Source organism: Sphaerospermopsis sp. FACHB-1094, assembly GCF_014696195.1.
GTDB lineage: Bacteria > Cyanobacteriota > Cyanobacteriia > Cyanobacteriales > Nostocaceae > Sphaerospermopsis > Sphaerospermopsis kisseleviana.
In genome coordinates this window covers 1-25,593 of sequence record NZ_JACJPT010000073.1, presented here as the reverse complement: position 1 = coordinate 25,593, position 25,593 = coordinate 1, and the positions used below count along the sequence as shown (strand labels likewise).

The window sequence follows — 25,593 nt, the reverse complement described above, 5'->3', positions numbered from 1 at the left end:
TCCCCAGTCCCCAGTCCCCAGTCACCAGTCCCCAGTCCCCAGTCCCCAGTCCCCAGTCCCCAGTCCCCAGTCCCCAGTCACCAATCCCCAGTCACCAATCACTAATCACCATGACCACAGTTTTAGCGATCGAAACAAGTTGTGATGAAACTGCTGTGGCAATTGTCAAGAATCGTCAAGTGTGCAGCAGTATCATAGCCTCGCAAATTCCCGTCCATCAGCAGTATGGTGGGGTAGTTCCAGAGGTAGCTTCAAGGCAACATTTAGAAATAATTAATCAGGCAATAGCCCAAGCTTTCGATGAAAGCGCAATGAACTGGGGACAAATTGACGGGATTACCGCCACTTGTGCGCCTGGACTGGTAGGAGCATTGTTGGTAGGGTTAACGGCTGCCAAAACCCTGGCTATGGTGCATGAAAAACCATTTTTGGGAGTTCATCACCTGGAAGGTCATATCTATGCTACTTACCTAGCACAACCCAATTTAGACCCCCCATTTCTTAGCTTACTCGTTTCAGGCGGACATACAAGCTTGATTTATGTTAAAGATTGTGGTAATTACGAAACTCTAGGAGAAACCCGTGATGATGCGGCGGGTGAGGCTTTTGATAAAGTGTCAAGATTATTAAAGTTGGGATATCCCGGCGGACCTGTGATTGATAAATTGGCGCAGACAGGTGATCCCCAAGCTTTTGTATTACCAGAAGGAAGAATTTCCCTACCAGGTGGGGGTTATCATCCCTATGATGGCAGTTTTAGCGGTTTAAAAACGGCTGTATTAAGGTTAGTGCAGCAGTTAGAAAAAGATGGTGGACAATTGCCCGTAGCGGATATTGCAGCCAGTTTTCAAGAAACAATAGCCAAAGCCTTAACCAAAAGAGCGATCGCCTGCGCTCGTGACTATGGTTTAAATACAATTGCCGTAGGTGGAGGTGTAGCGGCCAACAGTGGACTCAGAAAGCATTTACAAGCTGCGGCGGCCGAGAATAATCTCCAAGTCCTATTCCCGCCCTTAAAATTCTGTACTGACAACGCCGCCATGATCGGCTGTGCAGCGGCTGATCATCTTTCCCGTGGACATACATCTTCTCTCACCTTGGGCGTTCATTCTCGACTGCCTTTAACCCAAGTCATGCAGTTGTATTAGAAGGCAGGAGGCAGGGGAAGATGAATAACCCAATACCCAATACCCAATACCCAATGCCCAATGCCCAATGCCCAATGCCCAATGCCCAATGACTAATGACTAATGAGGGGTTGCTGAATAAACCCAAAATACTCGTAAATCAAAGGTTTGAGGCTGATCAGGAGGAAAGAAAGTGCAAGATTTTTGAAGGGTATACCTTAAAAACTGTGCATTTTGGGTCTGATAAATTAGAAAATCTGGGGATAACAGATAGCTAAAACTATTCCCTATTCCCTATTCCCTATTCCCTGCCTCAACGAAGGGACTTTTTCAGCAAACCCTAATGACTAATGACTAATGACCGAATATGATCAGCAACGGCATTTGGTTGTTCTAACATTGCCAGATGTCCACAATTAGGAATTTCAATAAAATTATTACCAACGTATTGGAACAGCCTATGGAAGCTGGCTAAATGGCGTACATATTTGGGTTCCATAAGCTTGTCATCCGCACCAGCTAAAAAATAAACTGGTTGCTTTATTTGTGAAACTAACTGAGGTAAGCGGTTCACTTCTTCCTCTGTTGTAGAGTCTAAAAGCGTTCCTAGTGCAGCTTCTGGATCGGCAACAACAAAATCAATAATTCGTTGACGCGCCCAAAAACGGTCTAAAGGACGTGATACACTGGCTCTGGTAAAGAGCAAATCAATCCAAGGCACTTGGTAAAGCCAGCGTGGCCGAACTTGGAGAAATTTTTGACCCTTTGAGCGAAACTGCTCAAATGCTTCTTTAAGATAAATTCCACCACCAGCATTAATACAAATAACTCCTTTAACACGGTCAGGTAATTGAGATGCTGTCCATAGAGCAATAGTACCTCCCAAAGAATGACCAATGAGCCAAACACTCTTGAGATTGAGAACTTCCAGCAGAGCTATTAAATCTTGAGAGTATGAGGCAGGAGAATACAGAGAATCAGCAGTATAGCTAACTAATTTAGGATCTGTGGTGGAATTGAGCTTTAGTTTGTGCAGTTTTTGGGCGTTTCGGCTGTGATTAAAATCAAATTTTGCCTGAGACTGAGATTCACCAAAACCTCGCAAATCATAAGACAAGCACTGAAAATCAACTGATAGGCGAGAAATCACAGGTTGCCAGTATCCACGACTGTTGAGCCAACCGTGGATAAACACTAAAGCATGAGGGTAAGAGGTGGGAGCCGTTAACTCATAAGCGTGGGGAACGCCGAAGATTTCTATTGTTGCCATATCCATATCGTAACCCGAAGAGCGGGTGCGACTAAATACGGAGAGCAAGTCCTAAGTTGACAATTTCATAGACAAAACTATACTTATATTGACAAAAATCAATATATTTTTAGGAAAAAATCAACTACTTGATATATAATACGGTGATATCAAGTATTGAATTGAGACTATTGCCGACGCGAAAACCAAGCAATGATGGTGGTAGTCTTTTTCAGAAACTTAATTGGAACACAATCGCGTCTGGCTAAGGCGTGAAAGTCTACTGAGGGATAACTGCTCCCATGCTCCCGTTGAAGTAGAAAGTAAAGTCTAGTTTTGTCTAGGTTTTATATAGCAGAAAAATAGTTATGGGGCTGGAGATGTGGGGAACAAACAGGGGAGCAGGGGGAAGTTATAGCTCACAAGGGTAGGTATTTTACATTGTCGTGAGGGCAAGACTTGGAGGACAAGGCAGACAAGGTGACAAGGGAGGAAATACGTAACAATAATGTATATTTAATAACAAAGACTGAGGCTAAACAGACCTTGTTTTGTATAAAATCTTCCTTGTCTACTTTCCCTCCTTATCTTCCATGTCCTGCCTCAACAGATAATATTAAAAACCTACCCCTGTGAGGGAAGTTATAGGAGGCAGGAGGTAGGAGGCAGAAGGCCGTTTTGGAAAAAATTTTGGCTTTCAAAGGCGTTAGCGTAGCGGGACGAAGTGCGGTTGTAGACCCGATTTTTTTGATAAAAATAAAGCTATAGCCGTAGTTGTAGACAGAGTAGTTAGGACATCAATTGACCATGAAAGTCTTACTAAAATAGGGTTTTACCCTTGACTCCTGACTCCTGCTATAAAACTGTGTTATTTACTACTTGGCTATTATATTTTTCTGTTTTGGCCGCTGGAGCATAGGAGCATAGATTTTACCTAAAGGTGAAAATAGAAGTAAAAGTTTGATATCATACTAGCTAATAACGGAAATTATACATAATTTATTGTTTTCATCTATTTGTTTTTTGAGGTTTAAGTTCACAAGTTGGCTAAGGCGATCGCCTCCATTGTCTTTTTTGCTGTCAATCTTGGGCAAATGATTCTGTTTGGGTCTGCATCAGCGGCAAATTCATCAAAATTATAGATATGGATACATCAAAATACCTGATCATGCAGTATCTTGATTTCAGTGGCACAAAAAATCAACCACTAAAAACAATCCAGCAGATGAAAGTCCAGGAATTTGCCAAAAATACCCTGTGCTTTAGCTAGGTGATTGTAAAAACAAAATGCTAAAGTTAAAAATGATTGGTTTGAAACTTTTAGTAACTGGCTGTCAAAAGTCCCCATCCCGAAAACACCCAACGTAATTTTTTAGGTTAGGTGTCTGAAGATAGAACAGAGACAGTGTTTTTACTAATGATTCAACACTCTCAAGCAGAGTCACCAATTCAGTCATGTTACCCGAACCACGTTGGCATGGGTTTTTGGAAAACTTGGTTTAGTAGTTCTGAATCTGTAGCGACAAATAAAACGACCGCATTTGATGAGTATGGACGGGGAGATAAAGGTAACTCTAGCGCCGGAAGCGACAGTATCGTTTTTAGCACTGAACGCGATATCGACCTGTATGAACTAGAAGAACTCTGTGATGCGGTGGGTTGGTCGCGTCGTCCTCTGAGAAAAGTAAAAAAAGCCATTGAACATAGTTTTCTCGTCGCGTCTATGTGGCAAGTACGAGGAAATAAAAGGCGTTTAATTGGTTTTGCCCGTGCTACCTCAGATCATGCTTTTAATGCCACTATTTGGGATGTGGTAGTTCATCCAGACTTCCAAGGTCAAGGTCTGGGTAAGGCATTGATGAAATATGTCCTCAAAAAACTCAGAAGTGAAGAAATTAGCAATGTTACTCTCTTCGCTGACCCTCATGTTGTAGATTTTTACCGGACTATGGGTTTTATGCCTGACCCAGAGGGTATTAAAGGGATGTTTTGGTATCCTCAATGATCCTCAAGCAAACAAAACAGGTTGCCGCCATAAATTCGCTATCATACCTAAGATGTGCTATTATTGTTTGGTTGAGCAATGAGCTTTAATCTAGCAGGATCAACTTTTTCAGGCTTAGTCAACAGAAAAACTCTTATTAAGGAAGTGATTTGATTTTTTTCCCTGTAAGGGGTTGGCAATCTGTTTTTAGTATGATATAGTTAGAAAGATGCTTGAGCAAAACATAACTTTTGTTATGTGCAGCTAAACTATCAACAGTGAAAATTTTTCGGGATGTAGCGCAGCTTGGTAGCGCGCCTGCTTTGGGAGCAGGATGCCGCAGGTTCAAATCCTGTCATCCCGATTTTAGATAAATATTAAGATTATGGTAGAACTGTTAACTTGCTATAAATTCACTAATATGTGAGTAAATAGTATAGTATAGATTATATATTTTTTATTGGGTTATTGATAAAAGTTACTAATACATACTAACAACCCAAGTTCCTAGTTAGGAATACGAGTCAGGAGTTAGGAGAAAGAATGAATTATGATGGTGTTCCCTGCTTTTTTGCTGTCTACTTATCCTTGTTACTTGGATTTGAGAGCCTCACGGCCTTATCTACAGCTATAAAAAAACTCTGTTAATCGGAAATGGGAACGATTTATCAAGTCCTAGCGTCACGGAAAAACAAACAAAACAAACAACAAAACAAACAACAATACAATCAAATGTAATTGTTGTGAGCAAGAGTCCCGGAAATCAAACCCTGCTGGAGAATATAATAGAATAATACAGCATTTAGTAGTGAATAGCAGGGCAAAATTCCCAAAAATTAGCACAATAAACTTATTTAAAGCTAAAATAGCTGGTTAGATAATTAAACTTGGTTTTGTTGGTATAAAATTCTACTACTTTCTGATTGTCTAAGTTAATTCAAGTATTGATATTGAGATAAGGAGTATTTATGAAATCATTGGTTCGCTGGGGCTTAACGCTGGGTTTAGTAGGTAGTACCCTATTTGGCAGCGTGGTAGCTGTTGATTTTCCTGTGCTGGCATTATCAGAACAACAAGTCAAAGAAAAATTGGATTCTGTACCGGTTTACTTGATTACGAATGATCAGGGTTTACCGTTGAGTCGGACTATACCCGCACAAAATGGACAACCAGGGGCTTCAGTGACTGGTGTATATATGAGTCGGCAGGAAGCTTTGGCGTTTATCAAAGAATTGCAAAATGCCAAAAATAAAGACCCAAAACTAGAAACAATGGCTAAACAGTTGCAAGTTACCGCTGTTCCTCTAGGTGTAATTTATCAGCAATTGCAACAAAGTAAAAACCAACAAAATAGACTTCTGTTTGCTTTTAAGCCTGTAGATAAAGAAGTTAAAGGCGCTCTAACTTTACTAAATGCAAGTGGTCAAAAAGTAGATCAATTTAAGAGTGTACCTGTATTTGCGGTAAGGTTTGCACCAGATAAAGGCTATGTGCCAATTCAATTAGGTGGGAATAATCAGCAAATGATTCCTTTATTCTTGAGTAAACAAGATGCACTAGGTTTATTGAACCAAGTGAAACCAAAGTTTCCTCAAGCTGATATTCAGGTAATAGATGTGGATGGGGTGATTAAAACTTTGGAAGATAAAAATGATTCTTGGTTAAATCAGGTGGTTTTGGTTCCATCCCCAGAGTCTAGAGAATATATTAGGACTTTGCCTAAAAATAATGCTGCCAAGCAGAATAATGCACCTTCTAAACGGCGTTAATCATGGCAAAGCAACAGTCATTTACTGGTATGGAAGTTTGGCAGTGGCGTAATCAAGCACTGAAAGATGCTTTATCTACGGACATTTCTCCTGTAGAAGTTGATTGGCTGTTGCAAGAAATAACTGAGTTAGACCGCTTAACACTGCGTTTGGAGTCCTTCAAAAACTTGAATCATATTCAAACGCAGTTTTCTTTGTCAGAACTAGACCAGTTATGGCAAAGACGTTTACAGGAACGCTTGCCGATACAGTATATTGCCGGGGTGACACCTTGGCGCAAATTTAAACTCGCTGTGTCCAGTGCGGTTTTGATTCCTAGACCGGAAACAGAGATTTTGATTGATTTGGCTGTAAACGCTGCTGAAAGTAAAGGGTTACAATCAGGTCATTGGGCAGATTTAGGGACTGGGAGTGGGGCGATCGCTCTTGGTTTAGCGGAGGTATTGACAAATGCGACAATTCATGCTGTAGATGTCAGTGCTGAAGCTTTAGAGGTTGCGAAAACCAATGCGGAAAGTTTAGGTTTTGGGGAACAAGTGAAATTTTACCAAGGTAATTGGTGGAAACCCTTAGAATTTTTGCAAGGTCAATTTAGCGGGATGGTATCAAATCCGCCTTATATTCCCAGTGATACGGTACTGACATTACAACCGGAAGTAGTGAAACATGAACCCCATCTAGCATTAGATGGTGGTGTGGATGGTTTAGATTATATTCGTCATTTAATCGCAGTTGCTCCTGATTATTTGCGTCCTGGTGGAATGTGGTTAATTGAAATGATGGCGGGACAGGCTGAAACGGTGCGAGAATTGTTAGAAAAGAATGGTAATTATAGTGACATTTCTATTCATGCAGATTTAGCAGGAATAGAACGGTTTGCGATAGCTTATGTAAATATGTAGAATGTCCTGGATATGATGTTTTCTGCATCAGGATTTTCATTGTCAGAATCAGGATATCCAGGATTATAGGATTTACAGGATGTTGATTTAATAGGAATGTGGTGATTTTTCAAAATTTGATTTTGTCAGAATCAGGATTTTCAGGATTTAAGGATGTTCAGGATGTCATAATTATTATATAGTTTAATTTATAATTAGGGTTTGCTGAGAAAGTCTTTCCGTGAGGGCATAGGAGTCAGGAGTCAGGAGTCAGGAGTCAGGAGGAGATTTGAAAATTTCTTTGCCATCTCTTGAAATCCCAAAAAATGCACACTTTTTCCGGTATACCCTTCAAAACCCTTGCACTAATTTCTGTGTTTATCAGCCTCTAACCTTTGATATATCAAGGTTTTAGGTTTATTCAGCAAACCCTAATTAAACCAGTTATGTCACCTGTCACCTGATATTTGCCGATTATATCTAAAAATAGATAAGTAATTTTCTGATATTTATTTATGAATGTTTCTCTAGAAGTTCTCATCAACTCTGCAAAAGCAGGAAAACTAATTAGTTTCCCTACGGATACTGTTCCTGCACTGGCCAGCATACCCGCACAAGCAGAATTAATTTATACTGCTAAACAAAGAAGTTTGGATAAACCTTTAATTTTAATGGCTGCTAAAGCCGAAGATTTATGGGATTATGTAAAAGGAAATCAGACTGAATATCAAATTTGGCAGGAGGTAGTTAGTCAATATTGGCCTGGTGCATTGACTTTAGTGTTACCTGCTAGTGAGAAAATTCCTCAAGTGATGAATCCTACTGATCCAACTACTATAGGTATTAGAGTACCCAATCATTTAGTTGCCCAAAATATCTTAGCACAAACTGGACCAATGGCTACCACTAGCGTTAATTTATCAGGACAACCAGCTTTAGAAAATCGAGCAGAAATAGAAGTGAATTTTCCTGATGTTCTCACCTTAGAAGCGACTGAATATAAAGGTTTGGGAATACCTTCTACTGTTGCTAAATGGACAGGGAATGATTGGCAAATTTTGCGCCAAGGAGTAATTAAAATTGATAATTGATAATTGATAATTGATAATGGTACTCAAGAGTAAAATTTTCTATGACTAGCTTAAATGAATGGTTATATCTAGGATCAGGAATAGGTTTAGGAATAGGTTTAGGAATAGGTTTTTGTAAGTTATTCCTAAAGTCATCTAAATCTTCATCCATTCCTGTGGAAATTGCCCCACAACAGCAAGAAACCGAAGTTTTACAAAAAACTTTAGACAAATTAAACCAAACCCAATTAGCCTACCAAATGGCTAGGGAAATGAGCCTGTTTCAAAGTGGTTTTTTGGCAAGGACTACCCATGAATTGCGATCGCCCCTGAATGGTTTAATAGGATTACATCAGTTAATTTTAAATGATTTGTGCGAAAATCCAGAGGAAGAAAGGGAATTTGTCGGACAAGCTTATGAGCGATCGCTGAAATTGCTAAAAATGATTGATGAAATTCTCAGTGTTGCCAGAACAGAACACGGAACAAATAAATTACATATTCAGCCTTTACAGTTAACTAAAGTTTTAGAAGAAGTTTATAAATTAACTTATATGTTGGCAGGAAATCGCAATTATCCTTTTACTATATCATTTCCTCAACCAGAAATTTATGTTTTAGCAGATAACCGCTGGCTACGTCAAATATTGGTGAATTTAATAGATACTACTATTTTACAAATGGAAGAAGGTAGTATTCATCTTTCCAGTAGTATTGCACCTGCAAATACAGCTACAAATAATATTATTAATAATGTTGTGCATATTTATCTAGATGTCCCTTCTCATGCTGTCATCTCCAGTGAAGAAATAAATTTGATTGCCTCTGACAATAACACAAATCAAGAAAATATAAAAGACAGTATAAAAGATAGTATAAAAGACAGTATAAAAGACAATATAAAAGACAATATAGAAATCTCATCAGGAATGAAACTATTACTTAATCAAAAATTACTAGAAACGATGGGAGGAAAACTAGAAATTATTGCTTCTCCCATCACCACAGCAGTAACACAAGATTGCAGCAGACTACAAATTGCTATCCCCCTAGTGACTCCTGAAGCTGAACTTCTCCAGTCGGAATAGAACCTAGATCCGATTGATTGTATAGTACCATTGTCGTGGTATTATTAGTTTGAAAACCAATCTTTTCATAGAATTTTTGTTGATGAGTTGTCATTAAATAAACTCTCTCCACTTGCATGACAGGGTGAGCTAAAACTGTTTCTACTAATTTAATTCCCAGTCCCTTACCTTGATAATCTGGATGAATGACAACATCCCAAATTGTAGCGCGATAGATGCCATCAGAATTAGCTCTTGCAAAACCAATGAGTTGTTCTCCATCCCAAACAGAAATCACCGGATCACTATTAGTAATAGCTTTGCTTAAATCCTCTATACTGCGTTCTTTCGCCCAAAAAGCGGCTATATTAAACAAATTCTGAAGTTGGTAAAGGTCAATTTCCGCACGGCGATCGCTAAAATGAATTTGAGGATTTTTCATGTATAGACACCCAACTGGTAGTATCTTCGTTTCTGTTATGGCACATTTTCTGAAAAAATACTTTAAATGTACATAATTTATGCAACTAAGAAAAAGTTAATTACTTGTTATAGTAGGAGTCAGGAGTAAAACCCAGTTGGGGTGAGAGTTTCATGATTCATTGATGTCCTAAAAACTCTGTCTACGGCTATATTATTTTCTGTTTGTTGAATTATAATTGTCGGAATCAGGATTTCCAAAATGGCGTTGCTGAATCATGGGATGATTTCGCCCAATTTAGAACGAATTTTCAACGGTTTCAAACGCCAATTCATCCCGCATTTATGCAACGCGTCCAAAATTTTATGACTTACGCAAGATGTAGCTGAAAACCTTATTCTTGTGTAGGGGTAATTGATATTATGTAGGGGTAATTCATGTAGCTTGCTTCCCGAAGGGTATTACCCCTACCTTCGTCACTTGTGCGTAAGTCCTGGTATGCGGGGTTATTGACACTTTCCTTATTGATGTGATATGCTAAATTCAATACATCTAAATTCTTGAAAAAAAATTGATCGCTTGACAGCGAGGAAAAAGGGAAAATAGAAAAGTGCCAAGGGTAAGATGGTAAAAGTGCGGATGGCTACTGAGTCATAGAAGATACGACTAAACGAAAGCCGAAGAGGCCGCTTCCACTGACACGCATACTCTTGTCGCGATTCGCAGAACGACAGCACCTAGTACCAGTGTTGAGAGAACCACCACGCAGCAGCTTATACTTAGACATAAGACCCATGAAATTAAAAACGCCCTGATCAATCCAAGCATTACCGTTTTTAGGTGCATTTATATAATTGTCGTGCCAATCGTCTTCACACCATTCCCAAACATTACCGTGCATATCATACAAACCAAAAGCATTAGGGGGAAAAGAACCTACATCTGTGGTTTGTTCTCGATATTTGCCTTTTGGTGCATTATAATTTACTACAAATAAATCAGTGGTATAATTTACTAAATCAGTGGTAATAGTGTTCCCAAAATAAAATGGTGTCGTTGTTCCGGCTCTACAAGCATACTCCCATTCTGCTTCACTGGGTAGACGATATTTTTTACCTGTAGCTTTGCTGATTCTAGCACAAAATTCCTGTGCATCAAGCCAGGAAACAAGTTCCACTGGACGATTTTTACCAGAAAAGTGGGAAGGTTGAGGATTGAGATCCTGCTTGACTTTTGGTAACGCTGCTACCCTTGCCCATTGTACTTGAGTTACAGTAAACTTGCCCATATAAAATGGTTCAACAGTCACTTGATGCTGAGGACTTTCGTTATTATTTCTTTCTGGTTCATTTTCCGGTGAACCCATGATAAAAGTTCCCCCAGGAATAGCGATCATTTCTAACAATACACCATTACCTAAATTTTCCTGAAATGATGTATGAGAATTACTAGTTTGAGGTGAGTTAGTTGGGGGAGTCGTTTGTGTTTGCGGAGGTTGGGAGTTAGGAAAGACAACAGTTTTTTGAGGAATGGGATTATTTAATGCTGCTAAAACTTCTGTTGCTGAATGATAACGTTTTTTAGGAATATCTTGCAACATAGTTTCTAAAATATCAGTTAATTCCTGACTTAAAGAAACATACTTTTGCCATTGCCATTCCATATTTATCGTATCAAACAAAGAATCAGAACCATCAATTTTTTGAAAAAGTCCCGTTAATAATCTGACACAAGTTACAGCTAAACTATAAAGATCACTACTTGGGTAAACCATCCCCCTAAATTGTTCTGGTGGTGCATATCCAGGAGTTCCGGTAATAGTTCCCACTTTAGTTAAAATACTACCACTTGTTTCTTTAGAAACGCCAAAATCAATCAGGAATAATTTACCGGTTTTGCTTCTAATAATGTTTTCTGGTTTGATATCTCGATGAATTACCTTATTGTCATGGATAAATTGCAAAACAGGCAATAACTCTGTTAAGATAATTCTGATTTGTGGTTCGTTTAATTTACCTTGAGTGTCTAACTCTTGCAGTAAATTTTGCCCATCAATAAATTCCTGAATTAAATACAGTCTACCATCTTGGGGAAAGAAAGCGAGTAAATCAGGAATTTGCGGATGTTTACCTAATTCTTGCAGTCGTTGAGCTTCTTGTTGAAATAATTCCGTCGCTTTTTGTAAAGATGAACTTCCTGCTTGTTGGGGTAAAAATTGTTTGATGACGCAGGGTGTATTTAATCTTTTGATATCTACAGCTTGAAAAGTTCTACCAAAACCACCTTCACCGAGAAATTTTAAAGGGAGATAACGATCATCTAAAATGATTTTACTACCGCAATTTTGACAAAAATTAGTACCTTGGGGATTTTGGTAAAGACAGTCAGGATTGATACATTGACTCATGGTAGTTGCTGGGTATATCTAGCCATGATTATACTATACCACCGTCAGCATTAGGATATCCAGGATTTAAGGATTTTCAGGATGGGATGAATATTTATGATGTTGATAGATAAAGTCTATATATAAAGTCTATATATATATGGGCGCACTCTTTTCCACCCATAACATAAGAATAAAACAATCTGGGGATTTTGTCAAGTGTTGATTTGATGATTTTTCTGCATCAGGATGTAATTGGTTGATGAATATTTGTGATATATTTATATTATTGATTATTGAGATCATGGAAATTATTTAATCTTGAAAGATCGTTAAATTGATAATCCATAAATTGATAATCCATTAAATCCTGTAAATCCTTAAATCCTGGACATCCTGATTCAGACAAAAAAATCAAACATCAAAATCAAGATATTTAATTACTCATGATTGTCTCTCCAATTTTCCCACATATAAGTTAGCTCACCTACTGTTATGATAGTAGTAGCTATATTTGTTTCTCCCACTTCCTTAAAAGGATGTACAGGATGTTGATGAATTAAAAATTAAAACTCTATTTAATTATCAATTATCAATTATCAATTATCAATTATCAATTATCAATTATCAATTATCAATTTCCATAAAGGATGACTCGGTCCTTGTTGACGTATCTTAAAAACCTGCTGTTCTAAACGTTGCTTTTCCGGTTGCGGTAAACCGATCAAAATATTGCGAATTTGCCAAATTAAAACAGAAACCGTCATCCCAATACAAAAAGCTAAACCCACAGTAGCAAATGGATGAAAAGCCAGGGCATATCGCACAGCTACCCAGGTAAAATATTGTTGCCACAAGGTAAACTCAGTGCGTAAATTCCACAGACATACAGGAGCAATAATCACCCATAAACAACAAACAAATAACCACCTGCCATATACTGTTAGCTGGTGTAATCTCTGCACCTGTTGAACAAAAGTAGCATCAGAATTTTCTAGGTTTGAGTAATTAATTGTTGGTTCTTCCTGTGAGTCCATAAGTTATTGACACTCCCTACCTAAAATAGATGTTAACCTCACGGTAGAACCTCTAGGTTTACATTTCCAGTCTGGAGAATGGGAACGAGTGAAACGAGTGATAGAGGTAGAACCTCTAGGTTTACATTCCCAGTCTGGAGACTGGGAACGAGTGACGAGTGAAATATTTTTATCCGAATGCTTCGCCCCTACTGACTCCTGACTCCTTAATCAACAGATGTATTAATTTTATCTATTGTATATTCATTGCGTTCTCGCCACCATGTTAACAGGGTACTAGCAATGAAAATACTAGAATAAGCCCCGGCGATAAAACCAATAATTAAAGCCAGAGAAAAATATTTTAAAGTTTCCCCACCAAACAAAAAAATAGCAAACAAAGACAACATAGTTGTTAAGCTAGTGTTGATTGATCTGCTTAAAGTTTGATTTACAGCATCATCAACAATTTCTGCAATTGGTGTTTGGGGATGATTTTTAATATTTTCTCGGATGCGGTCATAAATTACCACTGTATCATTAACAGAGAATCCTGTAATAGTCAGTAAGGCGACAATAAAGAGACTATCTACTTCTGCACCTAAAACCAAACCCAAAATTGAGAATATTCCTACCGTCACCAAGAGATCGTGAAATGTGGCAACGATCGCAAACAAAGCATAATCCCACTGGAAACGGAAACTCAAATAAACAACAATACCCAAAAAGGAAACTGCTAAAGCTATAACTCCAGTTCTAAACAGTTCTCTTCCTAATGTGGGACCTACAGAGTCAATTTGGTTTTTTTGCGGATCAAAAGCACCAATTTTTGCACTTAAAGCGGTTTGTAAATTGGTGCGCTGGTCAGTTTCTAGGTTTTTTGTACGGATAGTGATGCCATTTTTCTGACCATTTTCGGAGATTAATTGAATACTACTATCTCCTAGTCCCTGCTCTTTGGCAACTTCCCGCACCACATTAATATCTATTGGTTGATCACAGTTACCAGGTTGACTACAATCTCTCACTAACTGTAACCTTGTACCACCGATAAAGTCTAACCCAGGACGTAACGGTGCTTTAATGTTGGGATTTTGCCAAGATATCACCATTGATATGATACCACTCAGTATCACTGCTGATGAAATAGTCCACCAAAGATTCCGCGATTTATTAATATCTAGTGTCATCTAGCTACCTCCTGCTTATTTGTTGCTGTCAGCTTAGGACAGTAAAATTCTGTTTTCCGCCAAGCGGGAATGGAAATAGCTATAAACATCAAGGTACGACTACAGGTAATGGCAGTAAACATACTCACAGCTACCCCTAAAGCTAAGGTGAGGGCGAAACCTTTGACTAACCCAGAACCCAAGTAAAACAGAGCCGCGCAAGCAATCCAGGTAGTAACATTACTATCTAAAATACTGGAAAATGCCCGATAAAAACCAGATTCTACAGAACGATATAAAGATTTACCTGCGCGTAATTCTTCCCTTGTGCGTTCAAAAATCAGTACGTTAGCATCTACCGCCATACCAATACTGAGGATAAATCCAGCAATTCCTGGTAAGGTGAGGGTGACACCGAGTAAGCAAAAAGTAGCCCAGGTTAAAAGAGAGTAAATCACTAGGGATACATCGGCAATCAATCCTGGTAGTCTATAGTACACAACCATAAAGATTAGGACTAAAATTAGACCACCGATACCAGCGTAAATGCTGCTTTGAATACTATCTTGACCCAAAGTCGCACCTACTGTTCTTCTTTCAGCAATTTCTACAGGTACAGGTAACGCGCCACCTCGTAACTGTACCCCTAAGTTATTGGCTTCTTCTGCTTGGAATCGTCCTGTAATGATAGCAGAACCGCCTGTGATCCCAGTGGCGGCAAATTCTACGCCTACTGTGGGATAACTAATTAATTCATTATCCAGAAAAATACCGATAGCGCGACCTGTTCCTGCTAACCTTTTAGTCAAGTCTGCAAAAAGTTCACCACCCTTGGTATCGAAGCGCAGGACAACATTCCAATTATTACCTTGGGTGGGTTCACCGTAGGCATCTTTGAGGTATTTACCAGTTAATGGTGGATCAGTGCTGGCAAATAATTCGGCGATGGACTGCTGATTTTTCTTGATATCTTCTTGATTTTTAGCAATAGCATCTGCATCATTGCTTGTTCTTAATTCTTCTTGCTTATTTTTCAGTTCTGTTTCTGATACTCTAAAGGCCAGTAGTTGAGTATCTGTATCCGGCTTTTGTAACCGAAATTCTAACTGTGCTGTACCCCCCAGTACCTTTTCTGCCTGTTCTGGGTCATTTACCCCAGGTAACTGCACTAAAATTTTATCAGTACCTACTGTTTGAATTACCGGTTCAGAAACACCAAGACCGTTAATACGACCTTCAACTACTTTCTGCACAGCTTCTAGTTCTCGTTCCGTGATTTCTTTGATTTCCTCGGTTGTTTTCACCTGAATAGTAAGCTGTGATCCTCCCCGCAGGTCTAACCCCAAGGGTACAGGAATTGTGGCAATCACCGTAATCGCGGCGATTACCAACACTATAATTAACGCTAGTAGCGATCGCTGTTTTTCCATACCATCACTCACAACTGACAAAGGCTATGATAACTTTCTTTTTGTCAGGTTTGAGTAGAGATTTCAGAGGGAACAGGGAACAGGGAATAGGGAACAGAAGGCAAAAGGCAAGAGAAGAAATTTTATCCCAATCACCAATCACCAATCACCAGTCCCCAATCACCAATCACCTACACTCGCAAAGCCATCATTTTCTGTACAGCTTCGACAATTTGCTCTGGTTGCACAATAGTCAACCTTTCTAAGTTACCGTTGTAAGGTGTGGGGATATCTTGGGAAGACAGCCGCAGTACAGGCGCATCCAATTCATCAAACAACCTATCATTAATAGAAGCGGTTAATTCTGCACCTATACCCCCAGTTCTCATACACTCTTCCACAACTATTACACGGTGGGTTTTCCGTATTGAAGCGCCAATAGTATCAAAATCTAAAGGTTTCAGGGATATTAAATCAATAACTTCTGGATCATATCCTTGTTTTTCCAAGGTTTTCACCGCTTGCAGGACATGATACCGCATCCGCGAATAGGTAAGGATGGTAACATCTTTCCCAGAACGTACTACTTCCGCTTTATCAAGTGGGAGTACATATTCTTCTTCGGGTAGATTTTCTTTTAAGTTGTAAAGTAAAACGTGTTCAAAAAATAACACTGGGTTATCATCGCGGATCGCTGCTTTTAGTAACCCTTTAGCATTGTAAGGTGTGGAACAAGCGACAATTTTTAAACCGGGAACTGCTTGGAAATATGCTTCTAGTCTTTGGGAGTGTTCTGCACCTAGCTGTCTTCCCACACCACCAGGACCACGGATGACCATGGGAATTTTAAAGTTACCGCCGGAAGTGTAACGCAACATTCCCGCATTGTTAGAAATTTGGTTGAAAGCGAGGAGCAAAAAGCCCATGTTCATACCTTCAATGATCGGTCTTAACCCTGTCATTGCTGCTCCCACTGCCAAACCGGTAAAGCTATTTTCCGCAATAGGGGTATCTAATACTCGCAGATCACCATACTTTTTGCATAGGTCTTTGGTGACTTTATAAGAACCGCCGTAGTGTCCTACATCTTCACCTAAAACAAATACGCTAGAGTCGCGGGACATTTCTTCGTCAATAGCTTCCCGTAGAGCGTTAAAAAATAGTGTTTCTGCCATTTAGACCTTTATCACAATTTAATGTTTTTAAATTTTATCGTGCCTCCGTCCTTAATAACGTCAGCGATCGCACTCTTATTAGTAATGGGTAATGGGTAATGGGTTATTCACCCTCCCAGTCACCAGTCACCAGTCACCAGTCACCAGTCACCAGTCACCTATTCCTTGACTATTTCATACAAGTCTTCAATCATAACATCAAATATCCGTGCCAACTTGTGAAGAGAAGTAACATCCACCGAAGCTAACCCCGGAGACTTCGCATAATTTTTCAGAGTGGTGTATGCTATTCCTGAACGATCAGAAACTTCCTTGAGTGTCCAACCCTTCTCCGCTGCAAATTCTTTAACCCGCAACCTCACCAAACCCATACTTGACAAAAGCCTAATTATAGTCCATTATAGTTATAACATAAAAAGCGATCGCCCCTAGTCTACCAAACGAAAGAGCGATCGGCAATCATAATCATAAATTTCTGCCTCTAGGCATTAATCCTAAAGGAAAAACCTAAAACCATGATAACACTAGAAACCACAAAATCCAACTACGTCAATCCTTTATTTAGGGGTTGCTGAGAAAGTCTTTCCGTGAGGGCATAGGAGTCAGGAGTCAGGAGTCAGGAGTCAGGAGGAGATTGGAAAATTTCTTTGCCATCTCTTGAAATCCCAAAAAATGCACACTTTTTCCGGTATACCCTTCAAAACCCTTGCACTAATTTCTGTGTTTATCAGCCTCTAACCTTTGATATATCAAGGTTTTAGGTTTATTCAGCAAACCCTATTTAAGTTTGTCACCAAAGAAGCGATCGCCCTATTATTGAAAATACCCGTAGAGCAAATCAGAAAGATTCGCTGTTGGCCGCACGTCATCCTGGTAGTTTCTGAACATTTAGTCAGATTTGTGAGTTATGCCGACTTACCACCGATTTTAGAAGCAGAACCGCCCACAGATAAGGATATTCTCACTTGGCGCAGACGTTGGCGCAAACTCAAAACCTATAAAGCACCCAACTCTTGGAAAGAATTTTATACTTTACAGTTACGTCAATCTACTAATAAAGGCACTTTACAAGCTTGGTGGGGACTGGTTAACACGATTAAGTTTGCATTATCCCATAATGCTGTACAGACAATAAAAAGCGTTTTTCAAGAAATTGAATATTTAATGGCTGTTTCTGTAAGCGGATAAGCTTGTTAATTGATAAAAATTACGCATCATGTATGGAATAACGAACCGCAGAGAACATAGAGGAATAAGAGTTTAATAGGTTTTTTGTGTCAGTCCTGTTAAAATAAGATTGAATTTTTAATTGTAGTATAAGTGACAGAAGAAACCAGAAATGAAGTTAATTGGCAAGATATTGTACAATTTAACAAATTAGATCAGCGTGTTGCTATAGCTAATGATATTTTCCCCAATCTCATTGGTGTAAATGAAGGATATATTGAATGGTGTCCCGATAATGACCCACCAACCCATTTAGAAACTTTACTTTGGTGGTGGGTTATTCGTCCTGACTTGGGAGCAGCAATAGCTAGTGAAGCACCTCAAGAACTAAAAGAAATTATCAGTCGATACATCCTCAATTTATAAATAATTGTCAGAATCAGGTGGTTATCGAGTTTCGACTACGCTCAGTTTCGACTACGCTCAGTTTCGACTACGCTCAGTTTCGACTACGCTCAACTACCGAGTTTCGACTACGCTCAGTTTCGACTACGCTCAGTTTCGACTACGCTCAACTACCGAGTTTCGACTACGCTCATGCCAACCTAAACAATATGACTAGCAACTTGGGTTATCTGAATTATTATAATTTTGACCTTATCGCCCGTTGCAGTCGGCGGCACTTTTATTAATAGCCAAAATCTCACGCTCAAACACAAACACACTCAAAATACTCTTTGCGTCTTTGCGCCTTTGCGTGAGACTAATTTAACCTATTACAACCACCGAGCCGCATCTTTAGCGTGATAAGTTAAAATCAAATCAGCACCAGCCCGTTTAAACCCAGTCAGAGTTTCCATCACCACACGCTGCTCATCAATCCAACCATTCAAAGCAGCAGCTTTGACCATAGAATATTCACCAGAAACATTATAAGCAGCCACAGGTAAATTACTTGCTTGCTTCACTTGCCAGATAATGTCCATATATGCCAAAGCTGGTTTTACCATCAGCATATCAGCACCTTCGGCAATATCCAACTCAATTTCTTTGATCGCTTCACGGGAGTTACCGGGGTCCATTTGGTAAGTGCGGCGATCGCCAAACTGCGGTGTGGAGTCTGCGGCATCCCGGAATGGTCCATAATAAGCAGAGGCATATTTAGCAGCATAGGACATGATAGGGATATCTTGAAAACCCGCTTCATCCAAACCTGCGCGAATAGCTTGCACAAAACCATCCATCATCCCTGAAGGTGCGATAATATCTGCACCAGCTTGAGCTTGAGAAACTGCGGTTTTCTTCAATAATTCCAAAGTCGGATCATTTAACACTCTACCAGTTAAATCACCAGTTGTTAAATAACCACAATGTCCATGATTTGTATATTCACATAAACAAGTGTCATTGATAACAATTAAATCAGGAACTGCTGCTTTAACTGCGGTGGTTGCTTTTTGCACAATACCACAATCATGCCATGCCCCCGTAGCATCAACATCTTTATCTTCAGGTATTCCAAATAAGATAATAGCGGGAATACCTAAATCATAAACTTCCTTTGCTTCCTCAACAATTTTATCTATTGAAAGCTGATAAACTCCTGGCATAGATTTTACTTCATTAGCAATACCTTCACCGGGAACAGCAAACAAAGGATATATTAAATCATTGGTTGTTAAAACGGTTTCACGTACCATGCGACGTAGTTGGGGATGGGTACGTAAACGACGAGGGCGATGGGTGGGGAACATAGATTTTATATCAAAAAAACTCAATGGACATCAAAAAAAGCGTCACAAAAGCAGTGCTTTAACTTGTGACTTTCAGCCAAACTAGAAACAGTGCTTAACTGTCTTTGCCCTACTGTTGATGAAGCTGTGGGGCAATTTTGTATTTTACAGCTTTGTTGACACTTTCCGGGAAGGAATTGGGAAAAATAATTTTCAAGTCAGGAGTCGTAAGGGCGTTCGCGAAGCGTGTTGGAAGCATCAGCATTCGGGCGATAAATTATCAATTTTGATCACAGGTTATTTTCCTGTAAGGGCGTTCGCGAAGCGTGCTGGAAGCATCAGCATTCGGGTGATAAATTATCAATTTTGATCACAGGTTATTTTCCTGTAAGGGCGTTCGCGAAGCGTGCTGGAAGCATCAGCATTCGGGTGATAAATTATCAATTTTGATCACAGGTTATTTTCCTGTAAGGGCGTTCGCGAAGCGTGCTGGAAGCATCAGCATTCGGGCGATAAATTCTCAATTTTGATCACAGGTTATTTTCCTGTAAGGGCGTTCGCGAAGCGTGCTGGAAGCATCAGCATTCGGGCGATAAATTATCAATTTTGATCACAGGTTATTTTCCTGTAAGGGCGAAGCATTCGGGCGATAAATTATCAATTTTGATCACAGGTTATTTTCCGAATGCTTCGCCCCTACTTCGCCCGTGCAGGAGTCAGAAGTCAGAAGTCAGAATAAAATATATGTATCTGAAAGATGGAAATACAAAGAATAAAAAGAAACAGATACAAATAACATTCTCGAAGTTATAATTTCTGAATCCTTGCTTTTAGCTGATTACTGATAGCTGATTACTTATCATGAAATAAAGACCTAATGAAAATGATGATTAAAAAACTCGAAAGATGAATGGATAACGGAAGGGTGTATCAGGATTACCAAAAACTTTGATGATAGCAAAAATTGTTAATCCCCAATGTATCACATATCCTAAACCTGCGAGTGGTAGTAATATTATCAATGGTAACACTAACCAACCAAGGAGAAAAAATAAAGCTCCTAAAATTGCGCCATAAAACCAAACATTGAAATGGAAGTTGATAGATTCTTTAGCGTTGTCTTTAACAACTGGGTCATCAGAGATAATTAATAAAGCAATGGGTAAACCCACAGATACAATAGTTGTACTAAAAAAAATTGCTCCGTGAGATAAGGCTGATAATAATTTGCGTTTATCGGTATCGTATATATCGTACATTTTTTTATCCTCATGGATTTCGGTTATTTATTATATCATATTTTGTGAAATTTTGATAAATCAGGATTTTTGATTTTGTCTGAATCAGGATTTCCAGGATTTGAGGATGTACGGGATGTTATTTATAGATTTTCTGTTGGTGTTTAAAGTTGTATTTGTCTGAATCAGGATTTCCAGGATTTTAGGATTTACAGGATGTTATTTATAGATTTTCTGTTGGTGTTTAAAGTTGTATTTGTCTGAATCAGGATAACCAGGATTTGAGGATGTACGGGATGGTAATTTTTAGATGGTTTGTTTGGTGTTTAAAGTTGTATTTGTCTGAATCAGGATTTCCAGGATTTGAGGATGTACGGGATGGTAATTTATAGATTTTCTGTTGGTGTTTAAAGTTGTATTTGTCTGAATCAGGATAACCAGGATTTGAGGATGTACGGGATGGTAATTTTTAGATGGTTTGTTTGGTGTTTAAAGTTGTATTTGTCTGAATCAGGATTTCCAGGATTTGAGGATGTACGGGATGGTAATTTATAGATTTTCTGTTGGTGTTTAAAGTTGTATTTTTCTGAATCAGGATTTCCAGGATTTGAGGATTTACAGGATGTTATTTATAGATTTTCTGTTGGTTTTTAAAGTTGTATTTGTCTGAATCAGGATTTCCAGGATTTGAGGATTTACGGGATGGTAATTTTTAGATGGTTTGTTTGGTGTTTAAAGTTGTATTTGTCTGAATCAGGATAACCAGGATTTTAGGATGTACGGGATGGTAATTTTTAGATGGTTTATAAACATTCAAAAACAATCATTAAATAACATCCTGCAAAAATCCCCAACTTCCTAAAAAACAATCATTCAAAAAAACATCCTGTAAATCCCCAAATTCCCAACAAACAATCATTCAAAAACATCCTGAAAATCCTCTAATCCTGGACATTATCTCGACTTCGCTCGATAACCACCTGATTCAGACAAAAAATCCCCAACTTCCCAACAAACAATCATCCAACAACATCCTGAAAATCCTCTAATCCTGGACATTATCTCGACTTCGCTCGATAACCACCTGATTCAGACAAAAAATCCCCAAATTCCCAACAAACAATCATCCAACAGCATCCTGAAAATCCTCTAATCCTGGACATTATCTCGACTTACTTCGACTTACTTCGACTGCGCTCAGTACAAGTCGCTCAGTACAGGTCGCGGTAGTTGAGCGTAGTCGAAACTCGATAACCACCTGATTCAGACAAAAAATCCTGATTCCAACTACTTAATTGTATCATATAATTATGATAAAATTATACAACTCTTTCATCCCATCATCATCCCACTCTTGAAAATATGATAATCTGGCAACCAGGACAACAAATCAAGAACGGTAGATTTATCATTCAAAACATTTTAGGTACTGGTGGTTTTGGTATTACCTACAAAGCTTTAGAACCCAGCACAAGGAAATTATACGCCATCAAAACCCTTAACTCCACCATGCAACTGCGGGAAGACTTTGCAGAACAACAGGTTAAGTTTATTAACGAAGCCTTGACAATTAAAGGATTTGATCATAAGCACATTCTCAAAGTTTATGAAGTCATCCAAGAAGGTCAACTTTTTGGCGTGGTGATGGAATATATTGATGGGGTGACTTTATTTAAATATGTCCAAAATCAAGGACAATTATCAGAAAATGAAGCACTATTATATATAGATCAAATTGGTCAAGCTTTAGAATATATCCACAATAAAGAACAGTTACACCGCGATATTAAACCGGGAAATATTCTATTACGAGAAAATAAACAAGAAGCGGTATTAATAGATTTTGGTTTAACTCGCAGTCTCGCTACCAAAAGTATGACTAATTCTCTCACAGAAGGTTATGCACCTATTGAACAATATCGTCGTAAAGGTAATTTTGGAGAACATACAGATGTTTATGCTTTAGCCGCAACATTATATTATCTGTTAACTGCTGATGGATTGAAAAAAGAGGAAGAAATTTGTCCCGTACCCGCAACAAACCGGAAATATGAAAATGAACCTTTACCCGAACCTAAACATTATAATTCTCGTATTAGTCAGAGGGTGAATAATGCTATTTTGCAGGGTATGGAAATAGAACCGGAAAAACGCACTGCGACGGTTTTGAAGTTTCGGGAAAATTTGGGTTTGGTGGTTGAACCTGTAACACCACCTATTCCTACACCTCAACCACAACCACGACAACAGCAAAATATCCCCACACCCTCACCTGTCAACCAAGAGGTAGAATTAAAATCAGATGTAGGAATGGACTACAGAAAACTGCGTGACTTACTCAAAGCAGGGAAATGGAAAGAAGCAGATGAGGAAACATTACGGGTAATGTTAGCAGTTGCAAAACGGGAAAAAGAAGGTTGGTTAGATACTAACAGCATTGATAATTTTCCCTGTGCAGACCTCCGCACTATTGACCAATTGTGGGTAAAATACAGTGATGGTAAATTTGGTTTTTCTGTACAGAAACGAATTTATCAAGGTTTCGGTGGAACGAGACAATATAACGAAGAAATCTGGGAGAAGTTCGGGGACAAGGTAGGATGGAGAAAAGGAGGATGGTTGTACTACAGAGATATTACTTTTGACAAGAAAGCACCAGAAGGCCACCTACCTTGGATAGTAAGTAGATTTGGATTTAGTGGTAAGGATCTTCTCTCGCGTCGAGACTTGTAAATTGTAGTCTGTAAAGGTTACAGAAAATTATTAAGAATTGTAAACAGGTGATTTTGTACGAAGTCTTGCGGGTTGGGGGTTTTCGATACCTGGTACTCGGTTTTTCCATTCTTCAGACAAAAACTGTAGTACAATACAGGCTAATACGAGTTTTATCATCCTGTAAATCCATTACTCCTGGTTATCCTGATTCAGACGAATTAGGATTAGGATTATAACAATTAGCTTTAACAAACCTTGTCGCAACTTCTTGTATTTCCTCATTATCAAAATTCAACTCATCCCAAAACAGCTTTAACTGTCCCGGTGAAGACTTCTTACCTTTTTGTTGTGGTTTCATACCCGCTAATAACTGACTTCCCCAACGGTTGCGTTTTTCGGGTTTAGGTTGGGGACGATATTTTTTACAGAAACCGCGATATTTTGTAGCACATTCTTCTAAAGTTTGTCCCAAAGACAAAAAAGCCGGATGCCAAGTTGTGATACCATCATCGCCTAACCTATCGTGAACACCATAATTACTAAAATCATAAAAAAGTCCTTGCTGCACACCAGCCGCTTTCGGGTTAGCATGAATATAACGCAGAGTATTTAAAGCGCGTTTCTTGTCAGTATTTGCAAACCCCGTACTGTGATAACGCTTTTCCCAAAAATGTCCGCTACGGTTAAGCATTTGGTTAAAACACATAGCAGTGTACCAGTTTAACCAGTGCATAATTTTCGGTAAATGTTCCGGTTTCTGTGGTTCAATGAGATAATGAATGTGGTTACTCATGACACATAAACCGTATAATTTAAAGTTGTATTTTTCAATTGCTTTTTTAATCGCGTAAACTAGAACCTGACGACATTCTAATTTAGTTAAACGAAACTCACGGTTATTACATCTAATAGTAACGTGATAAGAATATTCTGGTTGTAAAATTCTAGGTTTTCGAGACACGGAACAAGATCCCCAATTTCTACGATAATTTATCTGATAAATGAGAAGATTAACAATAGAAGTCGGGGATCTGAATTTTGTCAGAATCAGGATAAGATATGATCAAGTTAGGTAAATAATCAAGATAATCTATGAATACATTAGAACTTCGTGAACAAATCCAAGAATATGTTGAACAACTGTCACCTGAAAAATTACTAGTAGCAGTTGATTTTTTAGCATATTTAGCAACAAGAGAAGATGATGCTACTCAAGAGTTATTAGAGATTGTAGGATTTAAAGAAAATTTTGATCATGCGAGAGAAAACATAAAACAAGGAAAGGTGATTGCTGTTGACCAACTTAAACGAAAATATTAATTATACTGTTGTTATTAGTATTGATGCGGTGGAGTTTTTTGAATCTGCTTCTGGTACTTTACAAAAAAAGTTAGATAGATGTTTTGATCGTTTAAAAATTAATCCTCGTAATCATCCTAATATAAAATCTCTCAAAGGTGAGTTATCAGGTTATTATCGTTATCGCGTAGGTGACTATAGAGTTATTTATGAAATTAATAATGACTTAAAACTGGTAACAATTATTTTTATTGCCCATAGAAGCAAAGTTTATGAATAGCTTGTAGGGTGCATTAGGAGCGCGAAAAGATTATAAAATAGATGGATAAGTTAAGTACGCAGACGTAACGCACTATTGATATTGTCTGAATCAGGATAACCAGGATTTGAGGATGTACGGGATGGTAATTTTTAGATGGTTTGTTTGGTGTTTAAAGTTGTATTTGTCTGAATCAGGATAACCAGGATTTGAGGATGTACGGGATGGTAATTTTTAGATGGCTTATAAACATTCAAAAACAATCATTCAATAACATCATCAAAAAATCCCCAACTTCCCAACAAACAATCATCCAACAACATCCTGAAAATCCTCTAATCCTGGACATTATCTCGACTTCGCCCTTCGACACCGCCCTTCGACACCGCCCTTCGACTTCGCCCTTCGACTTCGCCCTTCGACACCGCCCTTCGACACCGCTCAGGACAGGCTCAGGAC

The 25,593-nt window shown here is 38.6% G+C and carries 22 protein-coding genes and 1 tRNA gene; 12 read left to right on the top strand and 11 right to left on the bottom strand.

All coding sequences use genetic code 11. The features are described from left to right. The first annotated feature begins 110 nt into the window (after positions 1-110). Positions 111-1,148 carry a tRNA (adenosine(37)-N6)-threonylcarbamoyltransferase complex transferase subunit TsaD gene (gene tsaD, locus H6F47_RS19195; protein ID WP_190650534.1) on the top strand — a complete coding sequence of 346 codons (1,038 nt, stop codon included), beginning with the start codon at positions 111-113 and terminating at the stop codon, positions 1,146-1,148. Between the two features lie 319 nt (positions 1,149-1,467). Here the strand turns inward: tsaD and H6F47_RS19190 are convergent, their stop codons facing one another. Next, complete coding sequence (locus H6F47_RS19190) at positions 1,468-2,397, bottom strand: alpha/beta hydrolase (protein ID WP_137669475.1); 930 nt, start codon at positions 2,395-2,397, stop codon at positions 1,468-1,470. Between the two features lie 1,456 nt (positions 2,398-3,853). On the opposite strand from H6F47_RS19190, the gene H6F47_RS19185 reads away from it, so the two are divergent. From H6F47_RS19185 to H6F47_RS19160, 6 genes are all read left to right on the top strand, one after another. Then, the gene (locus H6F47_RS19185; protein ID WP_096565864.1) at positions 3,854-4,381 is read left to right on the top strand and encodes a GNAT family N-acetyltransferase; all 528 of its coding nucleotides are present in this window, start codon (positions 3,854-3,856) and stop codon (positions 4,379-4,381) included. Positions 4,382-4,650: 269 nt separating this feature from the next. Further along, a tRNA-Pro gene (locus H6F47_RS19180) sits at positions 4,651-4,724 on the top strand. Between the two features lie 604 nt (positions 4,725-5,328). Beyond that, on the top strand, positions 5,329-6,129 hold the full coding sequence (locus H6F47_RS19175; protein ID WP_190650532.1) for a Tic22 family protein: 801 nt from the start codon (positions 5,329-5,331) through the stop codon (positions 6,127-6,129). Positions 6,130-6,131: 2 nt separating this feature from the next. Then, complete coding sequence (gene prmC, locus H6F47_RS19170) at positions 6,132-7,031, top strand: peptide chain release factor N(5)-glutamine methyltransferase (protein WP_190650530.1); 900 nt, start codon at positions 6,132-6,134, stop codon at positions 7,029-7,031. Positions 7,032-7,525: 494 nt separating this feature from the next. After that, complete coding sequence (locus H6F47_RS19165; protein WP_190650528.1) at positions 7,526-8,101, top strand: L-threonylcarbamoyladenylate synthase; 576 nt, start codon at positions 7,526-7,528, stop codon at positions 8,099-8,101. A gap of 41 nt (positions 8,102-8,142) precedes the next feature. Further along, positions 8,143-9,168, top strand: coding sequence for a HAMP domain-containing sensor histidine kinase (locus tag H6F47_RS19160; RefSeq protein WP_190650526.1), 1,026 nt, complete (start codon positions 8,143-8,145; stop codon positions 9,166-9,168). On the opposite strand, the gene H6F47_RS19155 is transcribed toward H6F47_RS19160, so the two are convergent. From H6F47_RS19155 to H6F47_RS19125, 7 genes are all read right to left on the bottom strand, one after another. Next, positions 9,122-9,589 (bottom strand): GNAT family N-acetyltransferase, encoded by a 468-nt coding sequence (locus tag H6F47_RS19155; protein ID WP_190650524.1) that lies wholly within the window; start codon positions 9,587-9,589, stop codon positions 9,122-9,124. The genes H6F47_RS19160 and H6F47_RS19155 overlap by 47 nt on opposite strands. Positions 9,590-10,211: 622 nt before the next feature. Next, positions 10,212-11,975, bottom strand: coding sequence for an SUMF1/EgtB/PvdO family nonheme iron enzyme (locus tag H6F47_RS19150; RefSeq protein WP_190650522.1), 1,764 nt, complete (start codon positions 11,973-11,975; stop codon positions 10,212-10,214). A 599-nt stretch (positions 11,976-12,574) separates the two neighbouring features. After that, on the bottom strand, positions 12,575-12,991 hold the full coding sequence (locus tag H6F47_RS19145; RefSeq protein ID WP_190650520.1) for a hypothetical protein: 417 nt from the start codon (positions 12,989-12,991) through the stop codon (positions 12,575-12,577). 206 nt (positions 12,992-13,197) lie between these two features. After that, positions 13,198-14,160, bottom strand: coding sequence for a protein translocase subunit SecF (gene secF / locus H6F47_RS19140; protein ID WP_190348674.1), 963 nt, complete (start codon positions 14,158-14,160; stop codon positions 13,198-13,200). Beyond that, the gene (secD, locus tag H6F47_RS19135) at positions 14,157-15,569 is read right to left on the bottom strand and encodes a protein translocase subunit SecD (RefSeq protein WP_096565882.1); all 1,413 of its coding nucleotides are present in this window, start codon (positions 15,567-15,569) and stop codon (positions 14,157-14,159) included. The genes secF and secD overlap by 4 nt, the downstream gene beginning before the upstream one ends. A gap of 170 nt (positions 15,570-15,739) precedes the next feature. Continuing rightward, complete coding sequence (locus H6F47_RS19130) at positions 15,740-16,723, bottom strand: alpha-ketoacid dehydrogenase subunit beta (protein ID WP_096565884.1); 984 nt, start codon at positions 16,721-16,723, stop codon at positions 15,740-15,742. A gap of 158 nt (positions 16,724-16,881) precedes the next feature. Beyond that, on the bottom strand, positions 16,882-17,094 hold the full coding sequence (locus H6F47_RS19125) for a helix-turn-helix transcriptional regulator (protein WP_096565886.1): 213 nt from the start codon (positions 17,092-17,094) through the stop codon (positions 16,882-16,884). 370 nt (positions 17,095-17,464) lie between these two features. On the opposite strand from H6F47_RS19125, the gene H6F47_RS19120 reads away from it, so the two are divergent. Both H6F47_RS19120 and H6F47_RS19115 read left to right on the top strand, forming a co-directional pair. After that, positions 17,465-17,911, top strand: a complete 447-nt coding sequence (locus H6F47_RS19120) for a hypothetical protein (protein ID WP_137669382.1) — start codon at positions 17,465-17,467, stop codon at positions 17,909-17,911. A gap of 132 nt (positions 17,912-18,043) precedes the next feature. Next, positions 18,044-18,316 carry a hypothetical protein gene (locus H6F47_RS19115; protein WP_137669383.1) on the top strand — a complete coding sequence of 91 codons (273 nt, stop codon included), beginning with the start codon at positions 18,044-18,046 and terminating at the stop codon, positions 18,314-18,316. 350 nt (positions 18,317-18,666) lie between these two features. Here H6F47_RS19115 and hemB read toward each other — a convergent pair whose 3' ends face one another. Then, the gene (gene hemB / locus H6F47_RS19110) at positions 18,667-19,644 is read right to left on the bottom strand and encodes a porphobilinogen synthase (RefSeq protein WP_096565892.1); all 978 of its coding nucleotides are present in this window, start codon (positions 19,642-19,644) and stop codon (positions 18,667-18,669) included. A gap of 869 nt (positions 19,645-20,513) precedes the next feature. Further along, positions 20,514-20,873, bottom strand: a complete 360-nt coding sequence (locus H6F47_RS19105) for a DUF4870 domain-containing protein (RefSeq protein WP_137669385.1) — start codon at positions 20,871-20,873, stop codon at positions 20,514-20,516. A gap of 1,350 nt (positions 20,874-22,223) precedes the next feature. On the opposite strand from H6F47_RS19105, the gene H6F47_RS19100 reads away from it, so the two are divergent. Further along, positions 22,224-23,594 (top strand): serine/threonine-protein kinase, encoded by a 1,371-nt coding sequence (locus H6F47_RS19100; protein WP_190650518.1) that lies wholly within the window; start codon positions 22,224-22,226, stop codon positions 23,592-23,594. Between the two features lie 181 nt (positions 23,595-23,775). On the opposite strand, the gene H6F47_RS19095 is transcribed toward H6F47_RS19100, so the two are convergent. Continuing rightward, on the bottom strand, positions 23,776-24,537 hold the full coding sequence (locus tag H6F47_RS19095) for a transposase (protein WP_190348439.1): 762 nt from the start codon (positions 24,535-24,537) through the stop codon (positions 23,776-23,778). A 131-nt stretch (positions 24,538-24,668) separates the two neighbouring features. Between H6F47_RS19095 and H6F47_RS19090 the strand changes: the two genes are divergently transcribed. Further along, complete coding sequence (locus H6F47_RS19090; RefSeq protein ID WP_096565897.1) at positions 24,669-24,896, top strand: hypothetical protein; 228 nt, start codon at positions 24,669-24,671, stop codon at positions 24,894-24,896. Beyond that, entirely contained in the window at positions 24,871-25,155 is a 285-nt protein-coding gene (locus tag H6F47_RS19085; RefSeq protein ID WP_190650516.1) for a type II toxin-antitoxin system mRNA interferase toxin, RelE/StbE family, read from the top strand. The genes H6F47_RS19090 and H6F47_RS19085 overlap by 26 nt, the downstream gene beginning before the upstream one ends. The last annotated feature ends 438 nt before the right edge of the window (positions 25,156-25,593 follow it).

What these genes read in the sequence shown, in the direction of transcription:
- H6F47_RS19185 (WP_096565864.1), top strand. Translation starts at nt 3,854, where the DNA reads ATGGGTTTTTGGAAAACTTGGTTTAGTAGTTCTGAATCTGTAGCGACA.
- H6F47_RS19090 (WP_096565897.1), top strand. Translation starts at nt 24,669, where the DNA reads ATGAATACATTAGAACTTCGTGAACAAATCCAAGAATATGTTGAACAA.
- H6F47_RS19175 (WP_190650532.1), top strand. Translation starts at nt 5,329, where the DNA reads ATGAAATCATTGGTTCGCTGGGGCTTAACGCTGGGTTTAGTAGGTAGT.
- H6F47_RS19130 (WP_096565884.1), bottom strand. Translation starts at nt 16,723, where the DNA reads ATGGCAGAAACACTATTTTTTAACGCTCTACGGGAAGCTATTGACGAA.
- H6F47_RS19125 (WP_096565886.1), bottom strand. Translation starts at nt 17,094, where the DNA reads ATGGGTTTGGTGAGGTTGCGGGTTAAAGAATTTGCAGCGGAGAAGGGT.
- H6F47_RS19190 (WP_137669475.1), bottom strand. Translation starts at nt 2,397, where the DNA reads ATGGCAACAATAGAAATCTTCGGCGTTCCCCACGCTTATGAGTTAACG.
- secD (WP_096565882.1), bottom strand. Translation starts at nt 15,569, where the DNA reads ATGGAAAAACAGCGATCGCTACTAGCGTTAATTATAGTGTTGGTAATC.
- H6F47_RS19155 (WP_190650524.1), bottom strand. Translation starts at nt 9,589, where the DNA reads ATGAAAAATCCTCAAATTCATTTTAGCGATCGCCGTGCGGAAATTGAC.
- hemB (WP_096565892.1), bottom strand. Translation starts at nt 19,644, where the DNA reads ATGTTCCCCACCCATCGCCCTCGTCGTTTACGTACCCATCCCCAACTA.
- prmC (WP_190650530.1), top strand. Translation starts at nt 6,132, where the DNA reads ATGGCAAAGCAACAGTCATTTACTGGTATGGAAGTTTGGCAGTGGCGT.
- H6F47_RS19150 (WP_190650522.1), bottom strand. Translation starts at nt 11,975, where the DNA reads ATGAGTCAATGTATCAATCCTGACTGTCTTTACCAAAATCCCCAAGGT.
- tsaD (WP_190650534.1), top strand. Translation starts at nt 111, where the DNA reads ATGACCACAGTTTTAGCGATCGAAACAAGTTGTGATGAAACTGCTGTG.
- H6F47_RS19100 (WP_190650518.1), top strand. Translation starts at nt 22,224, where the DNA reads ATGATAATCTGGCAACCAGGACAACAAATCAAGAACGGTAGATTTATC.
- secF (WP_190348674.1), bottom strand. Translation starts at nt 14,160, where the DNA reads ATGACACTAGATATTAATAAATCGCGGAATCTTTGGTGGACTATTTCA.
- H6F47_RS19160 (WP_190650526.1), top strand. Translation starts at nt 8,143, where the DNA reads ATGACTAGCTTAAATGAATGGTTATATCTAGGATCAGGAATAGGTTTA.
- H6F47_RS19165 (WP_190650528.1), top strand. Translation starts at nt 7,526, where the DNA reads ATGAATGTTTCTCTAGAAGTTCTCATCAACTCTGCAAAAGCAGGAAAA.
- H6F47_RS19145 (WP_190650520.1), bottom strand. Translation starts at nt 12,991, where the DNA reads ATGGACTCACAGGAAGAACCAACAATTAATTACTCAAACCTAGAAAAT.